Source organism: Tritonibacter sp. AK171 (assembly GCF_030127025.1).
In the GTDB taxonomy this organism is placed as follows: domain Bacteria; phylum Pseudomonadota; class Alphaproteobacteria; order Rhodobacterales; family Rhodobacteraceae; genus Epibacterium; species Epibacterium mobile.
Genome location: NZ_CP126134.1, coordinates 1,549,462 through 1,566,158 on the forward strand (window position 1 = coordinate 1,549,462; position 16,697 = coordinate 1,566,158).

16 protein-coding genes are annotated in these 16,697 nt (G+C 59.0%); 9 read left to right on the forward strand and 7 right to left on the reverse strand.

All coding sequences use genetic code 11. The features are described from left to right. Positions 1 to 98: 98 nt before the first annotated feature. Positions 99 to 2,120, forward strand: coding sequence for a transketolase (gene tkt, locus QNI81_RS07360; RefSeq protein ID WP_065323975.1), 2,022 nt, complete (start codon positions 99 to 101; stop codon positions 2,118 to 2,120). A gap of 121 nt (positions 2,121 to 2,241) precedes the next feature. Here the strand turns inward: tkt and QNI81_RS07365 are convergent, their stop codons facing one another. Beyond that, on the reverse strand, positions 2,242 to 3,192 hold the full coding sequence (locus tag QNI81_RS07365) for a DUF808 domain-containing protein (protein ID WP_283967838.1): 951 nt from the start codon (positions 3,190 to 3,192) through the stop codon (positions 2,242 to 2,244). Positions 3,193 to 3,446: 254 nt separating this feature from the next. Between QNI81_RS07365 and gap the strand changes: the two genes are divergently transcribed. Next, positions 3,447 to 4,448 carry a type I glyceraldehyde-3-phosphate dehydrogenase gene (gene gap / locus QNI81_RS07370; RefSeq protein ID WP_283967839.1) on the forward strand — a complete coding sequence of 334 codons (1,002 nt, stop codon included), beginning with the start codon at positions 3,447 to 3,449 and terminating at the stop codon, positions 4,446 to 4,448. An 80-nt stretch (positions 4,449 to 4,528) separates the two neighbouring features. After that, positions 4,529 to 4,672, forward strand: a complete 144-nt coding sequence (locus QNI81_RS07375) for a hypothetical protein (RefSeq protein ID WP_005635363.1) — start codon at positions 4,529 to 4,531, stop codon at positions 4,670 to 4,672. Between the two features lie 69 nt (positions 4,673 to 4,741). Here QNI81_RS07375 and coaD read toward each other — a convergent pair whose 3' ends face one another. From coaD to QNI81_RS07390, 3 genes are all read right to left on the reverse strand, one after another. Next, on the reverse strand, positions 4,742 to 5,239 hold the full coding sequence (coaD, locus tag QNI81_RS07380; protein WP_005635360.1) for a pantetheine-phosphate adenylyltransferase: 498 nt from the start codon (positions 5,237 to 5,239) through the stop codon (positions 4,742 to 4,744). A gap of 128 nt (positions 5,240 to 5,367) precedes the next feature. Beyond that, positions 5,368 to 5,802, reverse strand: a complete 435-nt coding sequence (locus QNI81_RS07385) for a CBS domain-containing protein (protein ID WP_009178988.1) — start codon at positions 5,800 to 5,802, stop codon at positions 5,368 to 5,370. Positions 5,803 to 5,857: 55 nt separating this feature from the next. After that, positions 5,858 to 6,754, reverse strand: a complete 897-nt coding sequence (locus tag QNI81_RS07390) for a LysR family transcriptional regulator (RefSeq protein WP_283967840.1) — start codon at positions 6,752 to 6,754, stop codon at positions 5,858 to 5,860. A gap of 155 nt (positions 6,755 to 6,909) precedes the next feature. On the opposite strand from QNI81_RS07390, the gene QNI81_RS07395 reads away from it, so the two are divergent. Next, complete coding sequence (locus QNI81_RS07395; RefSeq protein ID WP_005635352.1) at positions 6,910 to 8,409, forward strand: CoA-acylating methylmalonate-semialdehyde dehydrogenase; 1,500 nt, start codon at positions 6,910 to 6,912, stop codon at positions 8,407 to 8,409. A gap of 211 nt (positions 8,410 to 8,620) precedes the next feature. Then, entirely contained in the window at positions 8,621 to 9,238 is a 618-nt protein-coding gene (locus tag QNI81_RS07400) for a L,D-transpeptidase (protein ID WP_065334109.1), read from the forward strand. Positions 9,239 to 9,318: 80 nt separating this feature from the next. On the opposite strand, the gene QNI81_RS07405 is transcribed toward QNI81_RS07400, so the two are convergent. Then, entirely contained in the window at positions 9,319 to 11,169 is a 1,851-nt protein-coding gene (locus QNI81_RS07405) for an O-linked N-acetylglucosamine transferase, SPINDLY family protein (protein WP_283967841.1), read from the reverse strand. Positions 11,170 to 11,461: 292 nt separating this feature from the next. Between QNI81_RS07405 and QNI81_RS07410 the strand changes: the two genes are divergently transcribed. From QNI81_RS07410 to mmsB, 3 genes are read left to right on the forward strand one after another with little or no spacing between them, the layout of a single operon-like run. Continuing rightward, on the forward strand, positions 11,462 to 12,607 hold the full coding sequence (locus QNI81_RS07410; RefSeq protein WP_283967842.1) for an acyl-CoA dehydrogenase family protein: 1,146 nt from the start codon (positions 11,462 to 11,464) through the stop codon (positions 12,605 to 12,607). A 24-nt stretch (positions 12,608 to 12,631) separates the two neighbouring features. After that, complete coding sequence (locus QNI81_RS07415; protein WP_283966101.1) at positions 12,632 to 13,672, forward strand: enoyl-CoA hydratase/isomerase family protein; 1,041 nt, start codon at positions 12,632 to 12,634, stop codon at positions 13,670 to 13,672. 4 nt (positions 13,673 to 13,676) lie between these two features. Then, complete coding sequence (gene mmsB, locus QNI81_RS07420) at positions 13,677 to 14,549, forward strand: 3-hydroxyisobutyrate dehydrogenase (protein ID WP_283966102.1); 873 nt, start codon at positions 13,677 to 13,679, stop codon at positions 14,547 to 14,549. Here the strand turns inward: mmsB and QNI81_RS07425 are convergent. Beyond that, positions 14,546 to 15,313, reverse strand: coding sequence for a helix-turn-helix domain-containing protein (locus QNI81_RS07425; protein WP_283967875.1), 768 nt, complete (start codon positions 15,311 to 15,313; stop codon positions 14,546 to 14,548). The genes mmsB and QNI81_RS07425 overlap by 4 nt on opposite strands. Positions 15,314 to 15,425: 112 nt before the next feature. Here QNI81_RS07425 and QNI81_RS07430 point away from each other — a divergent pair, with 112 nt between their 5' ends. Beyond that, on the forward strand, positions 15,426 to 15,878 hold the full coding sequence (locus tag QNI81_RS07430; RefSeq protein WP_283966103.1) for an excinuclease ABC subunit A: 453 nt from the start codon (positions 15,426 to 15,428) through the stop codon (positions 15,876 to 15,878). Here QNI81_RS07430 and QNI81_RS07435 read toward each other — a convergent pair. Then, a complete protein-coding gene (locus QNI81_RS07435) occupies positions 15,862 to 16,581 on the reverse strand; it encodes a GIN domain-containing protein (protein WP_283966104.1) in 720 nt (239 codons plus the stop codon). The two genes, QNI81_RS07430 and QNI81_RS07435, sit on opposite strands and share 17 nt — an antisense overlap. Between the last annotated feature and the right edge of the window lie 116 nt (positions 16,582 to 16,697).

Genomic DNA, 16,697 nt, shown 5'->3' on the forward strand with positions numbered 1-16,697 from the left:
CCTGCGAAACCCTGCAAAACAAGCCCGGAAAGCTTGATCTTTGCTTTAAGACTGCTATCCAGCGGCAAACCCCTGCGAACCCAAAGAGGAACAGTTCAGTGGATCTGACAGCCCTGCGCTCTGAAAACCCCGATCATTGGAACAAAGCCGCCGCTATCCGTGCTCTCACGCTGGATGCGGTTGCGGGTGCAAACTCCGGCCATTCCGGCATGCCGATTGGCATGGCTGATGTTGCGACCGTGCTGTTTGAAAAGCACATGAAGTTCGACATCACTGCCCCCAAATGGGCCGACCGTGATCGCTTCATCCTGTCGGCGGGCCACGGCTCCATGCTGATCTATTCGCTGTTGTATCTCATGGGCGATGCGCAGGTGACGCTGGATCAGATCAAGAACTTCCGCCAGTCCGGCGCGCTGACGGCGGGCCACCCGGAAAACTTCCTGCTCGATGCGGTAGAAGTCACCACCGGCCCGCTGGGTCAGGGGATTTCCAATGCCGTGGGTTTTGCCATGGCCGAAGAAAGCCTGCGCGCCCACTACGGCAAAAAGGTCGTCGATCACTACACTTACGTGATCGCGGGCGATGGCTGCCTGATGGAGGGCATCAGCCAAGAGGCCATCGGCCTTGCCGGACGGCACCAACTGGGCAAACTGGTGGTGTTCTGGGACAACAACAACATCACCATCGACGGCACCGTCGATCTCTCTGACCGCACCAATCAGGTACAGCGTTTCAAGGCGTCTGGCTGGCATGTGCAGGAAATCGACGGCCACAACCCGGCCGAGATCGACGCCGCCATTGAGGCCGCGAAGAAGACCAAGAAACCGTCGATGATCGCCTGCAAAACCCATATCGCTCTGGGTCACGCGGCGCAGGATACCTCTAAAGGTCACGGTGCATTGACCGACGCCGATCAGCTGAAAGCTGCCAAAGACGCCTATGGCTGGACCGGCGGTGCCTATGATGTTCCCGCCGAAATCAAATCCCAGTGGGAAGAGATCGGCAAACGCGGCGCAGCGGCGCGGGCCGAATGGGAAGGCCGTTTTGCAGAGCTCTCATCGCAAAAGCAGGACCGGTTCAACCGCGCCTTTGCGCTGGAGGCCCCGAAAAAGCTCTCCGCCACCATCAAGGCGCTGAAAAAACAGATTTCCGAGTCCCAGCCCAAGGTCGCCACCCGCAAGGCGTCGGAAATGGCGCTGGAAGTCATCAACCCGATCATGCCGGAAACCATTGGTGGCTCTGCGGACCTCACCGGGTCCAACAACACCAAGACCGGCGATCTGGGCGTGTTTGACACCGACAACCGCAAGGGCCGCTATGTCTACTGGGGCATTCGCGAGCACGGTATGGCAGCGGCAATGAACGGTATGGCGCTGCATGGTGGCATCCGTCCCTATGGCGGCACCTTCTTCTGCTTTACCGATTATGCGCGCCCCGCGATGCGTCTGGCCGCGCTGTCGAAGATCCCCACCGTGTTTGTCATGACCCATGACTCGATCGGTGTGGGTGAAGATGGCCCGACCCACCAGCCGGTGGAGCATCTGGCAATCTGCCGCGCAACCCCGAACACCTATACGTTCCGCCCAGCGGACGCAGTGGAAACCGCAGAAGCCTGGGAAATCGCGCTGACCTCGAAAGAGACCCCGTCGGTGATCGCCCTGACCCGTCAGGGACTGCCCACCGTGCGCACCGAGCACAAGCTGTCGAACCTCACCGAGAAAGGCGCCTATGTGCTGGCCGAGGCCGAGAGCAAGCGTCAGGTGATCCTGATGGCATCCGGCTCCGAGGTCTCCACCGCGATGGCCGCAAAAGACATCCTCGAAGGTCAGGGCATCGGCACCCGTGTTGTCTCTGTGCCGTGTATGGAGCTGTTCCACGCACAGGACGAGAGCTACCGCCGCAAGGTTCTGCCCGCAGGTCCGGTGCGCGTGGCCATCGAGGCCGCCGTGCGCGATGGCGGCTGGGATCGTCTGCTGCTGGGTGAACGAGGTCAGGAGAAAAAAGCGGGCTTTGTCGGCATGCAGGGCTTTGGCGCCTCTGCCCCGGCGGGCGAGCTGTTTGAAAAGTTCGGCATCACCGCCGAGGGCACCGTTGCCAAGGTTAAAGAGCTGTTGGGCTAAATGGCACATGGGGTTTGGGGGCGCTGCCCCCGACCCTTTCGGGTCTCCCCCGGGATATTTTGAGTTAGAAGATGAAAGGGCGCTCCGATCTGGGGCGCCCTTTCATCGTTTTAGGTTTGGTTTAATGCGCAGCTTTTGCGCCAAAGAGCGGTGCGATCAGCTTGGTGGCGATGGGGATCAGGATCAGCCCCACGACAAAACCCAAGATGCCGTCAATCACCGCTTTGACCAGCCATTCCACCAGACCGTCGCCTTGGGCGATGCGCTTGGCGAAGGCGTAGATGGTCTCCTCGGGCCAGTGCCATCCCATCTGATGCGCGGAATGCACAATGATCGAGCCCCCAACCCAGAGCATGGCGGCAGTTCCAACCACGGTCAGCATTTTCAGGAACCACGGCATGAAGGCGACAATGCCGCGTCCAAGCGCGCGGGTGCCGCTGGTGCGACCGACCTCCGTGAGCCAGAGGCCGACATCGTCCATCTTTACGATGATGGCCACCACGCCATAGACCACGATGGTGATCATGATGCCCACCACGGCCAGCGTCGCCGCCTGTATCCACAGCACGTCGCTCTCGATCGTCGACAGCGAAATTGTCATGATCTCGGCCGAGAGGATGAAATCGGTCTTGATCGCGCCCTTGACCTTTTGTTCCTCAAGCTGGGTTGGATCGCCCACAGCATGGCTGCCATCTGGCCCGCCCGACTGATCGTCATGGGGCATCAATACATGCACGATCTTTTCGGCACCCTCAAAACACAGGTAACAACCACCGAGGATCAGCAAGGGCGGGATCAGCCAAGGGGCGAACTGCGACATCAAGAGTGCAACGGGCAGCAGGAACACCAGTTTGTTGATGAAGGAGCCGCGCGCGATGCGCCAGATCATCGGCAACTCTCGTGCGGGCTGAAAACCAGTCACATATTTTGGCGTGACAGCGGCATCGTCGATCACGATCCCGGCCGCCTTGGAGCCTGCCTTCATCGATTGCGTCGCCACATCATCCACCGAGGCGGCGGCGACTTTGGCAATTCCCGCTACATCGTCCAACAAGGCCAGAAGACCGCTCATAACTCACCTCTTTGCACATTGGCATTCATTCACGCATGTGTAGCCTGCGGGTGGGGAATCATTCAAGCATGCGGCGGCGCAGCATCTGCACTGAGATGGCCATGCACAGTTACCGCAAACGCGCGTGTGAGTGTTAACGCAACCATCAAGGTTTTGCGCTAACAGTCTGTGTTTACTCTAATTTCTTCTTTTTCCCGAGGTTAATGCCCGCTATAGGCTGCCCCTAAGACAGCCTTTTCGTGGAGACGACAGAGATGACCATCAAAGTTGGAATCAACGGCTTCGGACGTATCGGCCGCTGCACCCTCGCCCATATCGCCGGCAGCTTTCGCAACGATATTGAGGTGATCAAGGTCAATGCCACCGGCCCGATCGAGACCGCCGCGCATCTCATCAAATATGACAGCGTGCATGGCCGCTTTCCCGGTCAGGTCGATTTCAGCGAAGGACGCCTGAACCTCGGTCGTGGTGACATGCAGGTCTATTCCACCTACGACATGGATACGCTGGACTGGGAAGGCTGCGACGTGGTGCTGGAATGCACCGGCAAGTTCAACGACGGTCTGAAGGCGAAAAAGCATCTGGAGCGCGGCGCTGGCAAGGTGCTGCTGTCCGCACCGGGCAAGAACGTCGACCGCACCGTGGTTTACGGCGTCAATGACGAGGATCTGCTGGTGACCGACAAGATGGTCTCCAACGGGTCCTGCACGACCAACTGTCTCGCACCGCTGGCCAAAGTGCTGGATGAGGCTTTTGGCATCGAACATGGCATCATGACCACGATCCACGCCTATACCGGCGATCAGCCGACGCTGGATCGGCGTCACGATGATCTCTACCGCGCCCGCGCCGCCGCCATGTCAATGATCCCGACCTCCACCGGTGCCGCCAAAGCCCTGGGCGAAGTGCTGCCCAACCTCAAGGGCCGTCTGGATGGCTCCGCAATCCGCGTTCCGACACCGAATGTCTCTGCCGTGGATCTGACCTTCCGCGCCGGTCGCGACGTGAGCGCCGAAGAGGTGAACGCAGCGGTGAAAGAGGCCTCCAAGGGTCACATGTCGCGCGTTCTGGGCTATGAGCCCGCGCCGCTGGTGTCGACCGATTTCAACCACACCGAAGAAAGCTCGATTTTTGCGCCCGATCAGACCCGCGTGGTTGACGGTCGCATGGTGCGCGTGCTGGCGTGGTATGACAACGAGTGGGGTTTCTCTGTGCGGATGGCTGATGTTGCCACCGCCATGGGTCGTCTGAACTAACCCCCCGCTTCCTCGTGAGGCTTGAGATTTTGCGCCCGGTCAGGCATAGCTGACCGGGCGTGTTTTATTGAGCAGTTCTCATGACCAATACCATTGCCGTCGCCTTTGGCTTGTTCCTGCTCACCGCATTGGCGGTGGATGTGATCTTTTTTGGCACCGGGCATGTGCTGTTTCTCAGCAAGAAACTGTTTGAACTGATCGAGTGGCTGGCCTTCTGGCGCTAAAGCCGCAAACAAATAACCCGGCACCGCTTAGCAGGCCGGGTATATTTATTTTCAGAACTTTGCGTGATGTCAGCGACCGCCTAGTCGTTCCATCAGCCTGTCGCGCACCAGCGGGGTGACAAATTTGCTGACGTCGCCATCCAGACGCGCAATCTCTTTCACCAGTTTGCTCGCGATGGCCTGATGCCGTGCTTCGGCCATCAGGAACACCGTCTCGATACTGTCATCCAAGGCGCGGTTCATACCGACCATCTGGAATTCATACTCAAAATCCGCCACCGCGCGCAGCCCGCGCACGATCACCTGCGCGCCCACATCGCGGGCACAGTCAATTAGCAGGTTCTCGAACGGATGGGCGATAATCTCGGTGCCGGTCTGCTCGGTGAGCTTGGCACATTCCGCCTCGATCATGGCAACGCGTTCTTCGAGATCGAACAACGGCCCCTTGTCGCGGTTGATCGCCACGCCGATCACCAGCCGGTCCACCAGCATGGCCGCCCGGCGGATGATATCGATATGCCCCAGCGTGATTGGGTCAAAGGTTCCGGGATACAAGCCAATGCGCATGGGCCCCTCCTGCCTGCGTCACATTTTTGGGCACGCAATCATGTTGCGCCGCGCAATGCAAGTGCGTGAGAATACTGAATCTTCAATGATCACACATTCGCCGCAGCGCAACGCCCCAGTCCCGCAGGTCAGTGACCCATGATCATGCCTTCGAGCGCAGTTTTCTCCATCGCCACCTCGTTGAGCTGCGCCTTGACCACATCGCCCAATGAGATGATCCCGACCAGCGCACCGTCCTCCACAACAGGCATGTGACGAAACCGGCCTTCGGTCATCGTGGCCAAGGCCTCTTCTGCGACGCTGTCTTGGGTGCAGGTCACTACGTCACGGGTCATATAGTCTTCGACCTTGTGACCGAGACAGACCGAGCCAACCTTGGCCAGTTTGCGGACGATGTCCCGTTCCGACAGAATGCCCAGCGGTGTTGAGTTATCCGCTGAAACCACAACCGTACCGATGCCATGCTCCGACAGAAGTTGCGCCGCCGCCTCCATTGTGGCGTCAGGTCTGATCGTGACAACCTCGGAGATTTCCTTGGACTTCAGAATCGACTTTACGAGCATTTTGCGCACCCTTGAAATTTTCTTTCACTCTCTCAAGGTTTGCTGCAAGATCGCATCAAGTCAAGCTCTCCAATCTTTCAACCTCTGCGCGAATGCCAGATGACAGTGCATCCGCAAAGCGGTTGAACCGGTCGCTGCGCTGATCGCCCTGATGACGCACGAGGTAAAAACTGCGCGTGAGGCTGAATTCATCCTTCAAAACCTTACGCAAGGAGCGGTGGCTGGGCAGGGAAAAATCATGCACCACACCGACAGCACTCCCCTCGGCCAGCATCTTGATCTGCACCGAAACGGAGTTCGACGCCAGCGAGACCCGCTCCACCCCAAGGTCATTGAGGTAATCCAACTCGCGATCGAAGATCATGTCGGGGATGTAACCGATCATCCGGTGATCCCGCAGATGTTCCAGTTTTTCAATTGGATGGTGGTCGCGCAGATAGTAGCGCGATGCGGCCAGATGCAGATGATAGTCGGTGATCTTCTGCACCAACAGCTTGCCAGCGGTGGGCGCGCTGACGGTCACTGCCATATCGGCCTCGCGCCGTGACAGGTTGATGACCCGTGGCAAGGCCACCACCTGAATGTCCAGATCCGGATTGTCATTGGAGATCGCCGCGCAGACCTGCGGCAGGATGTAATTTGCGCAACCATCCGGCGCGCCGATGCGGATCTGCCCTGACAATGTATCACTGGGACCCGTGAGCGCCTCTTCGCCGGCGCGCATCGCAAGCTCTGCCGCTTCGGCATGGCCCAAGAGCCTGTCTCCGGCGGCGCTCAGCGCATAGCCCTGCGGCGATTTTACAAAGAGCGATGTTTTCAGGGCCGCCTCAAAGCGCGCCACCCGGCGGCCTACCGTGGCCGGGTCCATCTTCAGGACCCGCCCCGCACCAGAGAGGCTGCTCTCTCGCGCAACCGCCAAAAACACCTTCATATCGTCCCATTGGGGTTCCATCTGACGGGATCCTCCAGTCTTTTGCGCATTCCGCTCTAGGTAAACCTATATTAACCATTTGCGTTAATGCAAAACCTATTTGAAGCCTTTCCTCTTTTACGTTCGTTTTTGCAATCCTAGGATACGCGGGACTCGAGATCAGAGGAGGACTGCACATGCAGGAACTGACCCACTACGTGAATGGCGAGAAAGTTGCCGGAACCTCCGGCCGTTTTGCTGATGTTCTGAACCCCGCCACCGGTGAAGTGCAGGCCAAGGTGCCGCTCGCAACCAAAGCCGAAATGGATGCGGTGATCGCCAAAGCTGCCGAGGCACAGGTCGGCTGGGCCGCCACCAACCCGCAAAAGCGCGCCCGCGTGATGATGAAGTTCGGCCAGCTGATAAACGAGCACATGGACACGCTCGCAGAACTGGTTGCCCGTGAACACGGCAAGACCCTACCCGACGCACGCGGCGACGTGCAGCGCGGCCTTGAGGTGGTTGAGGTCTGCATGGGCACGCCGAGCCTCCTGAAAGGGGAATTCACCGACAGCGGCGGACCGGGCATCGACCTTTATTCCATGCGTCAGCCTCTGGGTGTTGTTGCGGGCATCACGCCCTTCAACTTCCCGGCAATGATCCCGCTGTGGAAAATGGCCCCTGCCCTGTCTTGCGGCAACGCCATGATCCTGAAACCTTCCGAGCGCGTGCCCTCCACCTCGCTCTATCTGGCGGAGCTTCTGAAAGAAGCCGGTCTGCCCGATGGTGTGCTGCAGGTTGTGAACGGCGACAAAGAAGCAGTGGACGCGATCCTCGACAATGAGACCATTCAGGCCGTCGGCTTTGTCGGCTCCACCCCGATTGCACAGTACATCTATGGCCGCGCCGCGACCAACGGCAAGCGTGCACAGTGCTTTGGCGGTGCTAAGAACCACATGCTGATCATGCCCGATGCGGATCTCGACAAGGCGGCAGATGCGCTGGTCGGTGCCGGATTTGGCGCAGCAGGCGAACGCTGCATGGCGATCTCCGTTGCGGTTCCGGTCGGCAAAGAAACCGCCGATGGTCTCATCGAGCGTCTGCTGCCCCGCATCGAGAAGCTCAAGGTCGGCCCCTACACCGCCGGTGAGGACATCGACTACGGTCCCGTGATCACCGCGCAGGCAAAAGCCCGCATCGAAGGTCTGATCGACAGCGGTGTCGAGCAAGGCGCTAAGCTGCTGACCGATGGCCGTGGCCTGACGCTTCAGGGCTATGAGAACGGTTACTTCGTTGGCCCGACCCTGTTTGACAACGTCACCGCCGAGATGGACATCTACAAAGAAGAAGTCTTTGGCCCGGTTCTGTCGACTGTTCGCATGGACAACTACGAGGACGCGCTGAACCTCGTGAAGGACAACGCTTACGGCAACGGCACCGCGATCTACACCGCAGATGGTGACACCGCGCGTGACTTTGCCAACCGCGTCAACGTGGGCATGGTCGGCATCAACTTCCCGATCCCGGTGCCGCTCAGCTACCACACCTTCGGCGGCTGGAAGAAATCGGCCTTTGGTGACCTGAACCAGTATGGCCCCGATGCCTTCCGGTTCTACACCCGCACCAAGACCGTCACCCAGCGCTGGTTCTCCGGCATCAAAGAAGGCGGCGAGTTCAACTTCAAAGCCATGGACTAATCACCACTCACGGATTTAGTTCAGGCCGCCCGGCATCGTCGGGCGGCCTTTCTCGTTTTGTACTTCGGTTGTTTCTTGCCAGTTTCGCTGCTCTCACGCGGCTCACGCAAATGTCACCCGAGGTCTGGCGGCAGGCCACTGGCGTTGGCACGCCCGCTCTCATATGGTCTCGCAAAGAGATCGAGCAATTAAACCGAATGAGGATGGGCCAATGTCCGACTTCACCAAATCCCGTTTTACCCTTTCACGTCGCGCGTTGATGACAGGCGCCGCAGCGACACTGGCAACCCCGAGCTTGCTGCGCGCACAGTCCACCGACGCGTTTCCCACCACCGTCGAGGCGATTCATGACCAGGTTCCCGTGAAGCGGAACGTGTCCTCCTTCCAGCAACAGCGCTGGCAGGATCACTTTGAAACGCTGGGCGTTGGCTGTCTGCTGGCGGATATCGAAAGCCGCGCATTGCATTATTGGGGGGGCGATGGCGAAACATATATTCTGTTCCCGTCCTCAGTGCCGATGAGCGAAGAGCTGACCCGTCGCGGCTATTCCAAGATCGTGCGCAAGCGGGAAAACCCCAGCTGGACGCCCACCGCCAATATGCGCGAGCGCGATCCCACATTGCCGCAGCGCATCGAAGGGGGTGTGCCCAACAACCCGCTTGGAACCCGCGCGCTCTATCTGGATTGGCCCGCCTACCTTGTGCATGGCACCCATGACACCCGCAAAATCGGCCGTCAAAGCTCCTCCGGGTGCATCGGGCTTTATAATCAACACGTCGAGAAGCTTTATCCGATGGTGAAAATCGGCACGCAGGTTCGCCTGCTCTGAGCGAGCGTATTGCTGAAGCGACTGACAGCCGCGCCTCTTTATGAGACGCGGCTTTTTTTTATTGACGACAGCGCCTGAACTCAGGCTGCGGAAATCCCCATGCTGCGCGGTGCATTGCCATCCAGATAGTTCTGGAACGCCCGCTCCATCAGCCTTTCAAAGTCGCGGGTATAGCCTTGGGTATCAAACAGAGGTGAGTTGCTGTGAGACGCGGCCAGACGCATGCGGATATCCGCCAAATAGTCCGGATCCTGCGCGATCCGCAGCGCCACATCGTGATATTTCTTCTCGGTCGTGGTCACCAGATCCTCTAGCCCGGCGGCTGTCAGAATGCTGCCTGCAACCCGCGCCGCAAATTGCTCACCGGTTTTGGTGACCAGCGGCAGGCCCGCCCAAAGCGCATCGCTTGCAGTGGTGTGGGCGTTGACGTTGAAGGTATCCAGAAACAGATCCGCATGTTTCAAGCGTGCAAGGTGATACTCTGGCTGCATCCGTCCGGTCGGAATGATCCGCGCACCATCAACGCCGCGCGCCTCTGCCTCCTTGCGTAGCCTGTCGATGATATCCGCATTGGAGACATAATACCAAAGCACGCTGTCCGGCACCTCCTTGAGGAGGTTCATCCAGATGTCGAATTCGCGCGGGGTCACCTTATAGGGGTTGTTGAAGGTGGAGAACACAAAGCTCTCTTCCGGCAGGTTATGGCTCTCACGGCTGTCATACATCTGCGCAATGTAGCGGCTCTCATCGTTGGGCTGATAACAGTGCGGCATATAAAGGATGTTTTCGGTGTAATGCTTACGCAAATGGGACGGGATCGTGACCCGGTCCGCCACCATATAATCCATTGATTTCAGGCCCGAGGTGCCGGGATAACCCAGATAGGCCACCTGCACTGGCGCCACGCGACTGTTGAACATGTCGAGCCGCCCACCCTCGGTGAAGCCTTTCAGATCAACCGCGATATCCAGACCGTCACGGGTCGCCAGATCCACAATCTGCGCTGTGGTCATATGGCGAATATCATGGAACACGTCTGCGCTCTGACGGGCGCGGTTGTGTTCGTGGTCGCGCATTTTGGAGCCGTAGTCATAAAGATACAGCTCAAACCTGTCGCGGTCGTGGTTCTCCAACAAACCACCCATCAGATGCATGGTCGCGTGGTTGTAATAGTCGTTGGAAAAATACCCGATCCGCAGTTTCTTCCCTGCAGGGCGACCACCGGTATAAATCGGCGCTTTGACCGGGTTGGTCAGCTTTGCCCGCACCTGCGAGATGGAGCGCTGTTTCTGGAATTCCCCGTCATCGCACAGGGACAGGAATGCAAAGGGATCCGACAAAACGCGCGTATTATTGAATTGCTTGAGGTAGGTCGGGATCTTTTCAAAACCATCCCAACGCGCGCGATGCGCCTTGATGTGCATCATGCGAGAAAGCGCGATGTAGTTTTTAGGGTCAAACTTCACCGCGATTTCAAAATAGTCGATCGCTTCCTCGAATTTCTGCAACCGCATCAAAAGCGTTCCGATCAAGGCGTAATGGCCGCCAAATGTCGGCTCCAGCTTCACCGCTTGCATCAGGCACGACAGCGCGTCCATCAGCCGGACGTTGTCCTTCATCAGAACCTCACCCAATAGCGCATGCATGCTGGCGTCTTTCGGCTCCAGCGAGATGGCCTGCCGCAGTACCGTTTCTGCCTGCTTGTTCTCATGCTTCAGGATCAGCGCCCGCGCCTTTTTCAGGAGTTTTTGCGCGGTTTCCTTTGGTTTTTCGTCCTTTGCGCGATTGTTGCGCAGCCCGTGCTTCATCTCATAGGCGAATTTCGCGCGTTCCTGCGACTTGATGGACTCGGCAAATTTTTCGAACTCTGGAAACTGCGGTTTTGCATTCTGCATCACGGCGAGTTTGCTGGTTTGATTGGGCTGCGACACGAGGATCACGCTCCTTCTCAGACTGTGAATTTGCACCTGCTCCCTGCTGAAACAGTAGTGCGTTTGGTCCAAAGTAGTGGCGCAGAGGTCTTAAAATTTCCCTCAAATCCCGTGTGAATTCGTGGAAAAATTGTGACCGATCCCCTGTAATTTGCGCGGATTGCCGCAACCATGCAGGATCATCTTGCAGTTCCGCATATTGAAGTGCTGCCCCGAGCCGCGTAATAAATAAACAGTTGTTCAATTCTTGTGGCCCGCACTGCGGCCGCACATGAAACGGGGAGGAGAGCCCATGGACTTCGCAATGACAGAAGAGCAGACGGCAATTTTCGATATGGCTTATGGCTTTGGGCAGGAAAACATCGCGCCGTTTGCCCGCCAGTGGGAATCTGAGGGCACCATCCCAAAGGATCTGTGGCCCAAGGTCGGCGAATTGGGCTTTGGCTCCCTTTATGTGAGCGAAGAGACCGGCGGTTCTGGCCTGTCGCGCCTTGATGCAACCTTGGTGTTTGAAGCGCTGTCGATGGCCTGCCCGTCGGTGGCGGCGTTTCTGTCGATCCACAACATGTGCGCCAAGATGCTGGATATGTTCGCCAGCGACGAGCTGAAGGCGCGCGTCATGCCCGACGTGATGAGCCTCAATACGGTGCTGAGCTATTGCCTCACAGAGCCGGGGTCCGGTTCCGATGCGGCCTCGCTCAAGACCCGCGCCGCCCGCGATAACGAGGGCTATGTGCTGAATGGCACCAAGGCGTTCATCTCCGGCGGAGGTTATTCCGATGCCTATGTCTGCATGGTGCGCACGGGCGAAGATGGCCCCAAGGGCATCTCCACCGTCTATGTCGAGGATGGCACGCCGGGTCTGTCCTTTGGCGGGCTTGAGGACAAGATGGGCTGGAAGAGCCAGCCCACCGCACAGGTCCAGTTCGACGACTGCCGCGTTCCTGCAGGCAATCTTGTGGGTGAAGAGGGCCATGGTTTCAAATACGCCATGAAGGGTCTGGATGGCGGGCGCCTGAATATCGCGGCTTGCTCACTTGGTGCCGCACAAGCCGGCCTCAGCGCCACGTTGCAATATATGTCCGAGCGCAAGGCGTTTGGGAAATCCATCGACCAGTTCCAGGGGCTGCAATTTCGCCTCGCGGATATGGAGATCGAACTTCAGGCCGCGCGCACCTTCCTGCGTCAGGCGGCATGGAAGCTCGATCAGGGCGCACCAGACGCGTCAAAATTCTGCGCCATGGCCAAGAAATTCGTCACCGAGACGGGCTCCAAAGTGGTGGATCAATGTCTGCAATTGCACGGTGGCTATGGCTATCTCGCGGACTACGGCATCGAAAAACTGGTCCGCGACCTGCGCGTGCACCAGATCCTTGAGGGCACCAATGAGATCATGCGCGTGATCGTCGCCCGTCATATGCTGGCGGAAAACCACTAAGATTTTCAGGGGAGGACAGGCGCGATGAGCGACATCCACATCCGTATCGAAGGCCGCGCGGGGCGGATCACTCTGACCCGCGAAAAAGCCCTGAATGCGCTGTCATATGACATGTGCCTTGCGATTGACGCCGCGCTCAAGGACTGGGCCAAGGACGACACCGTGGCGTTGGTGGTGTTTGACGCGGCCGGTGACAAAGCATTCTGCGCAGGCGGCGATATTGCCGAACTCTATGAGACCGGCACCAAGGGCGATTTCGACTATGGCCGCAGGTTCTGGCGGGACGAATACCGCATGAATGCGCGAATCTTTGAGTATCCCAAACCGGTGGTGAGCTTCCTTCAGGGCTTTACCATGGGGGGCGGCGTCGGCATCGGCTGTCACGGCACCCACCGTATCGTTGGCGACAGCTCCAAACTCTCGATGCCGGAATGCGGCATTGGCCTTGTGCCTGACGTGGGTGGCTCGCTTTTGCTGTCGCTGGCACCGGGACGACTGGGCGAATACCTCGGCACCACCGGCTATCGGATGACGGCGGGCGATGCGGTCTATGCGGGCTTTGCGGATTACTACATCCCCGAAGATCGCTGGCCTTCGCTGATCTCAGCCCTTGCGGAAACGGGCGATGTCGCCGTCCTTGAGGCCGCCGCACAGCAAGCACCCGAAAGCTCGCTGAAAGCCATGCAGGACGACATCGACGCGACGTTTGCGGGCGAGACCTCAGCCGATATTCTGACCACGCTCAAGACGCGCGATGACGCATTTGCCGCAGAGTGCCTCAAGGTGCTGTTGCGCGGCTCGCCGCTCTCGGTGGCGACGACGGTGGAAATGATCCACCGCCTGCGGTCCTCCACCATAACCATGCGCAGCGCCTTGGATCTGGAGTATCGTTTCACCTATCGTGCGATGGAGAAAGGCGACCTCCTCGAAGGGGTACGGGCGCTGATCATCGACAAGGACAAATCGCCCAAGTGGCAATACACCGATGGCACAGTGCCAGCAGTGGCCGTGAGCCAGATGCTCCAGCCGCTAGGGCCGAATGCTCTGAGTTTTGAAGAGGACTAAACACATGAAAATCGGATTTATCGGACTTGGCAACATGGGCGGCCCGATGGCGGCGAACCTCGCCAAGGCAGGCCATGACGTGACCGGCTTTGATATGGCAGATGTTGCGATCGAAGGCGTTGCCATGGCCGAAAGTGCTGCCGCGGCCGCAACAGGCGCGGATGTGGTCATCACCATGCTGCCCAATGGCGACATCCTGCGCCATGTGGCCTCCGAGATTATCCCTGCCATGGGTGCGGGCGCGGCCTTTGTGGATTGCTCCACCGTGGATGTGGACAGCTCGCGCGCCGTGGCAGATCAGGCGGCGGCATCTGGTCTGCTCGCGGTTGATGCGCCGGTCTCCGGCGGCATCGGTGGTGCTGCTGGCGGGACATTGACCTTTATGGCGGGTGGCTCTGCCGAAGCCTTCGCCAAGGCTGCGCCACTCTTTGATATCATGGGCCAAAAGGCCGTGCATTGCGGCGATGCCGGGGCCGGTCAGGCCGCCAAGATCTGTAACAACATGATCCTCGGCGTCACCATGATTGCCACCTGCGAGGCGTTTGCGCTGGCCGACAAACTGGGCCTCGACCGGCAGAAAATGTTCGACGTGGTCTCAACCTCATCGGGTTACAGCTGGTCGATGAACGCCTATTGCCCGGCCCCCGGCGTCGGCCCGCAGTCTCCTGCGGACAATGGCTATCAGCCGGGGTTTGCCGCCGATCTGATGCTGAAGGACCTGCGCCTGTCGCAACAGGCCGCAGGCAGCGCCGATGCCGACACGCCGATGGGGCAACTGGCCGAAGCGCTCTATACCCAGTTCGTCGACAACGAGGATGGCAAGGGCAAGGATTTCTCCGCCATGCTGCCCCGGTTTGAAAAGCGCGGTCGCGGCTAAGGCGCACCCAACTGGATGAGCGCCACCCGCGTGGCCTCATCCGCCGGAAACATGCACTCGATCCGCAGTTCCGACAGGGCGATATCCTCGACCGTGCCGAACTGCGACATCGCCGAGAAAAACGACAGCACCTGCCCCGCAATCCGATAGCGGGTCGGGATCATCGCGGGCAGCGGCTGCATCGAAAGCACCGCGTCCGTCGAAACACGGGATTTCAGCCGCGCCACATGATCCTCAATCACGCTGTCTCGGCCAAAATGCACAAGCTCACTGCGCAACCGCTGCAAGATCAGCCGCTCCACCTCCTCAAGGTTGACGATATTTTCGCGCAGCCGGTCGTTCAGAAGCATCGCGTCCAACAGACTGTCACCGACGTCCAATCCCACAGGCGATAAAAGCCTCTGTGCCGGTGCGTTTACCTGCTGCAACCGCCAATGACGATCCAGCGCGATTGCCGGATAAGGCGCGTGGCGCTCCAGCATCCACTCCACCGCCGCCCGCACTGGGGCCATCTGCGCATCGCCCAGATCCCGCGCACCATAGATGGGCGCAAAGCCCGCCGCCGCCAACAGAGCGTTGACCTCGGCCTGCGGCAACTGCAATTCCCGGCTAAGGCGCAGAACCATCTCGCGGCTGGGCTGCGCTCGTCCGGTTTCCAGAAACGACACATGTCGCGCCGAAACTTCCGCCGTAAGCGCCAGATCCAGCTGGCTCATCCGGCGCAGCTGTCGCCAGTCCTTCAACTGCGTTCCAAAACCACCCATGCTCACCTCGGTGTTCTCCCCTAATGGGCATACAGTTACCTCAGAGGTAATTGAAACACCTCCCTCATTCCCAGAATGCTATGCGCGATGACGCATCAAAAGGGAAATAGCGATGTCACCTAAACGCGCCGCGCAACTACTGCGCCTGACCTCTGCGGGCACAGTGCTCTTTGGCCTCATGCTCATGCTGGCCCCGCATAGCCTGCTCAAGCCCGCGGGGCTGATATTCGTCGATCTCGCGCTCTTGCCACTGGATCGCACACAAGACATGGATCACGAGGTCGCGCAGTTGATGATGGCGATTTCCGGTGGGCTGCTGTGCGGGTTGGGCGTGCTGATCTGGCAGGTCACCACAAGGCTCTTTTTGCAAAACCCAACCCTCGCGCGGCGGGTTCTGATCCCGGCACTTTTGGCATGGTATCTCCCCGACAGCCTTGGCTCCATACTCTCTGGTGCCGGGTTCAATGTGGTGATGAACACCGTCTCTCTGGCGATGTTCATGCTGCCGCTGCTGCTCAGCACCCCTGCATCACCTTCAGAGGCACAGTTCAGTCGTCAAAGCTGATATTGCCGCCGCTGGAACTGCGCACCTCACGCTGTGCCGGCTGCCCCTCGACAGAAATATCACCCCCGCTACTGGCATCGCCCTGCAGGCGGGTGGTGGCGGTGACATCCACATCCGCCCCGCTAGAGGCCACAACGTGCACGTCTTGACAGCGCAGATCCTCCAGATCCACATCCGCACCGCTGCTTGCGGTCACCTCCAATGTGCTGCAGCGACCAGAGATCTCCAGATCCCCACCAGAGCTCGCGTGAACGCGCACCAACTCACTGTCCAGTTGCGACACCTCAAGCTGGCCGCCGCTGTCCACGTTAAACACCACCGTCTGCGCGGCCTTGCCCGACACGCGCGCCAGCGCCGCCGAGTCCACGGTCAATTCCTTCAGCTCGGGCAGATCGACATAGACCCGCAGTTGCCCATCCAATAGCCCCATCATCGGAGACCAGCGCTCAGTACGCTCAATCTTCAGCGTGTCCCCTTCCTGCTTCACCTGCAGGCGCGCCGTCCCGGATAGCCCCCCGGCCTCACCGCGCACAGCATAGGCCTCCGCACCGGTGTTCACCGTAAGCTCAATCGCCTCCGAAAGAACAATCCTGTCAAAATCCGTGAATTCAAACTCGGTCACCTCCGCCCGCGCTGCAGTTCCAGCAGCAAGAATGACAGCAGCAAGACCCAAGCCCCGTGCAGAGATCGCTCGCACTCCCATGACAATACCCTCAATGTTAAAACGCTTTACTTAATTGAGGTGCGGATCACAGCTATTCAAGAGATGCGGGATAAATCTCTCGCGTCCCGTCCCTCTTCTAACGCCAAATATCCCGG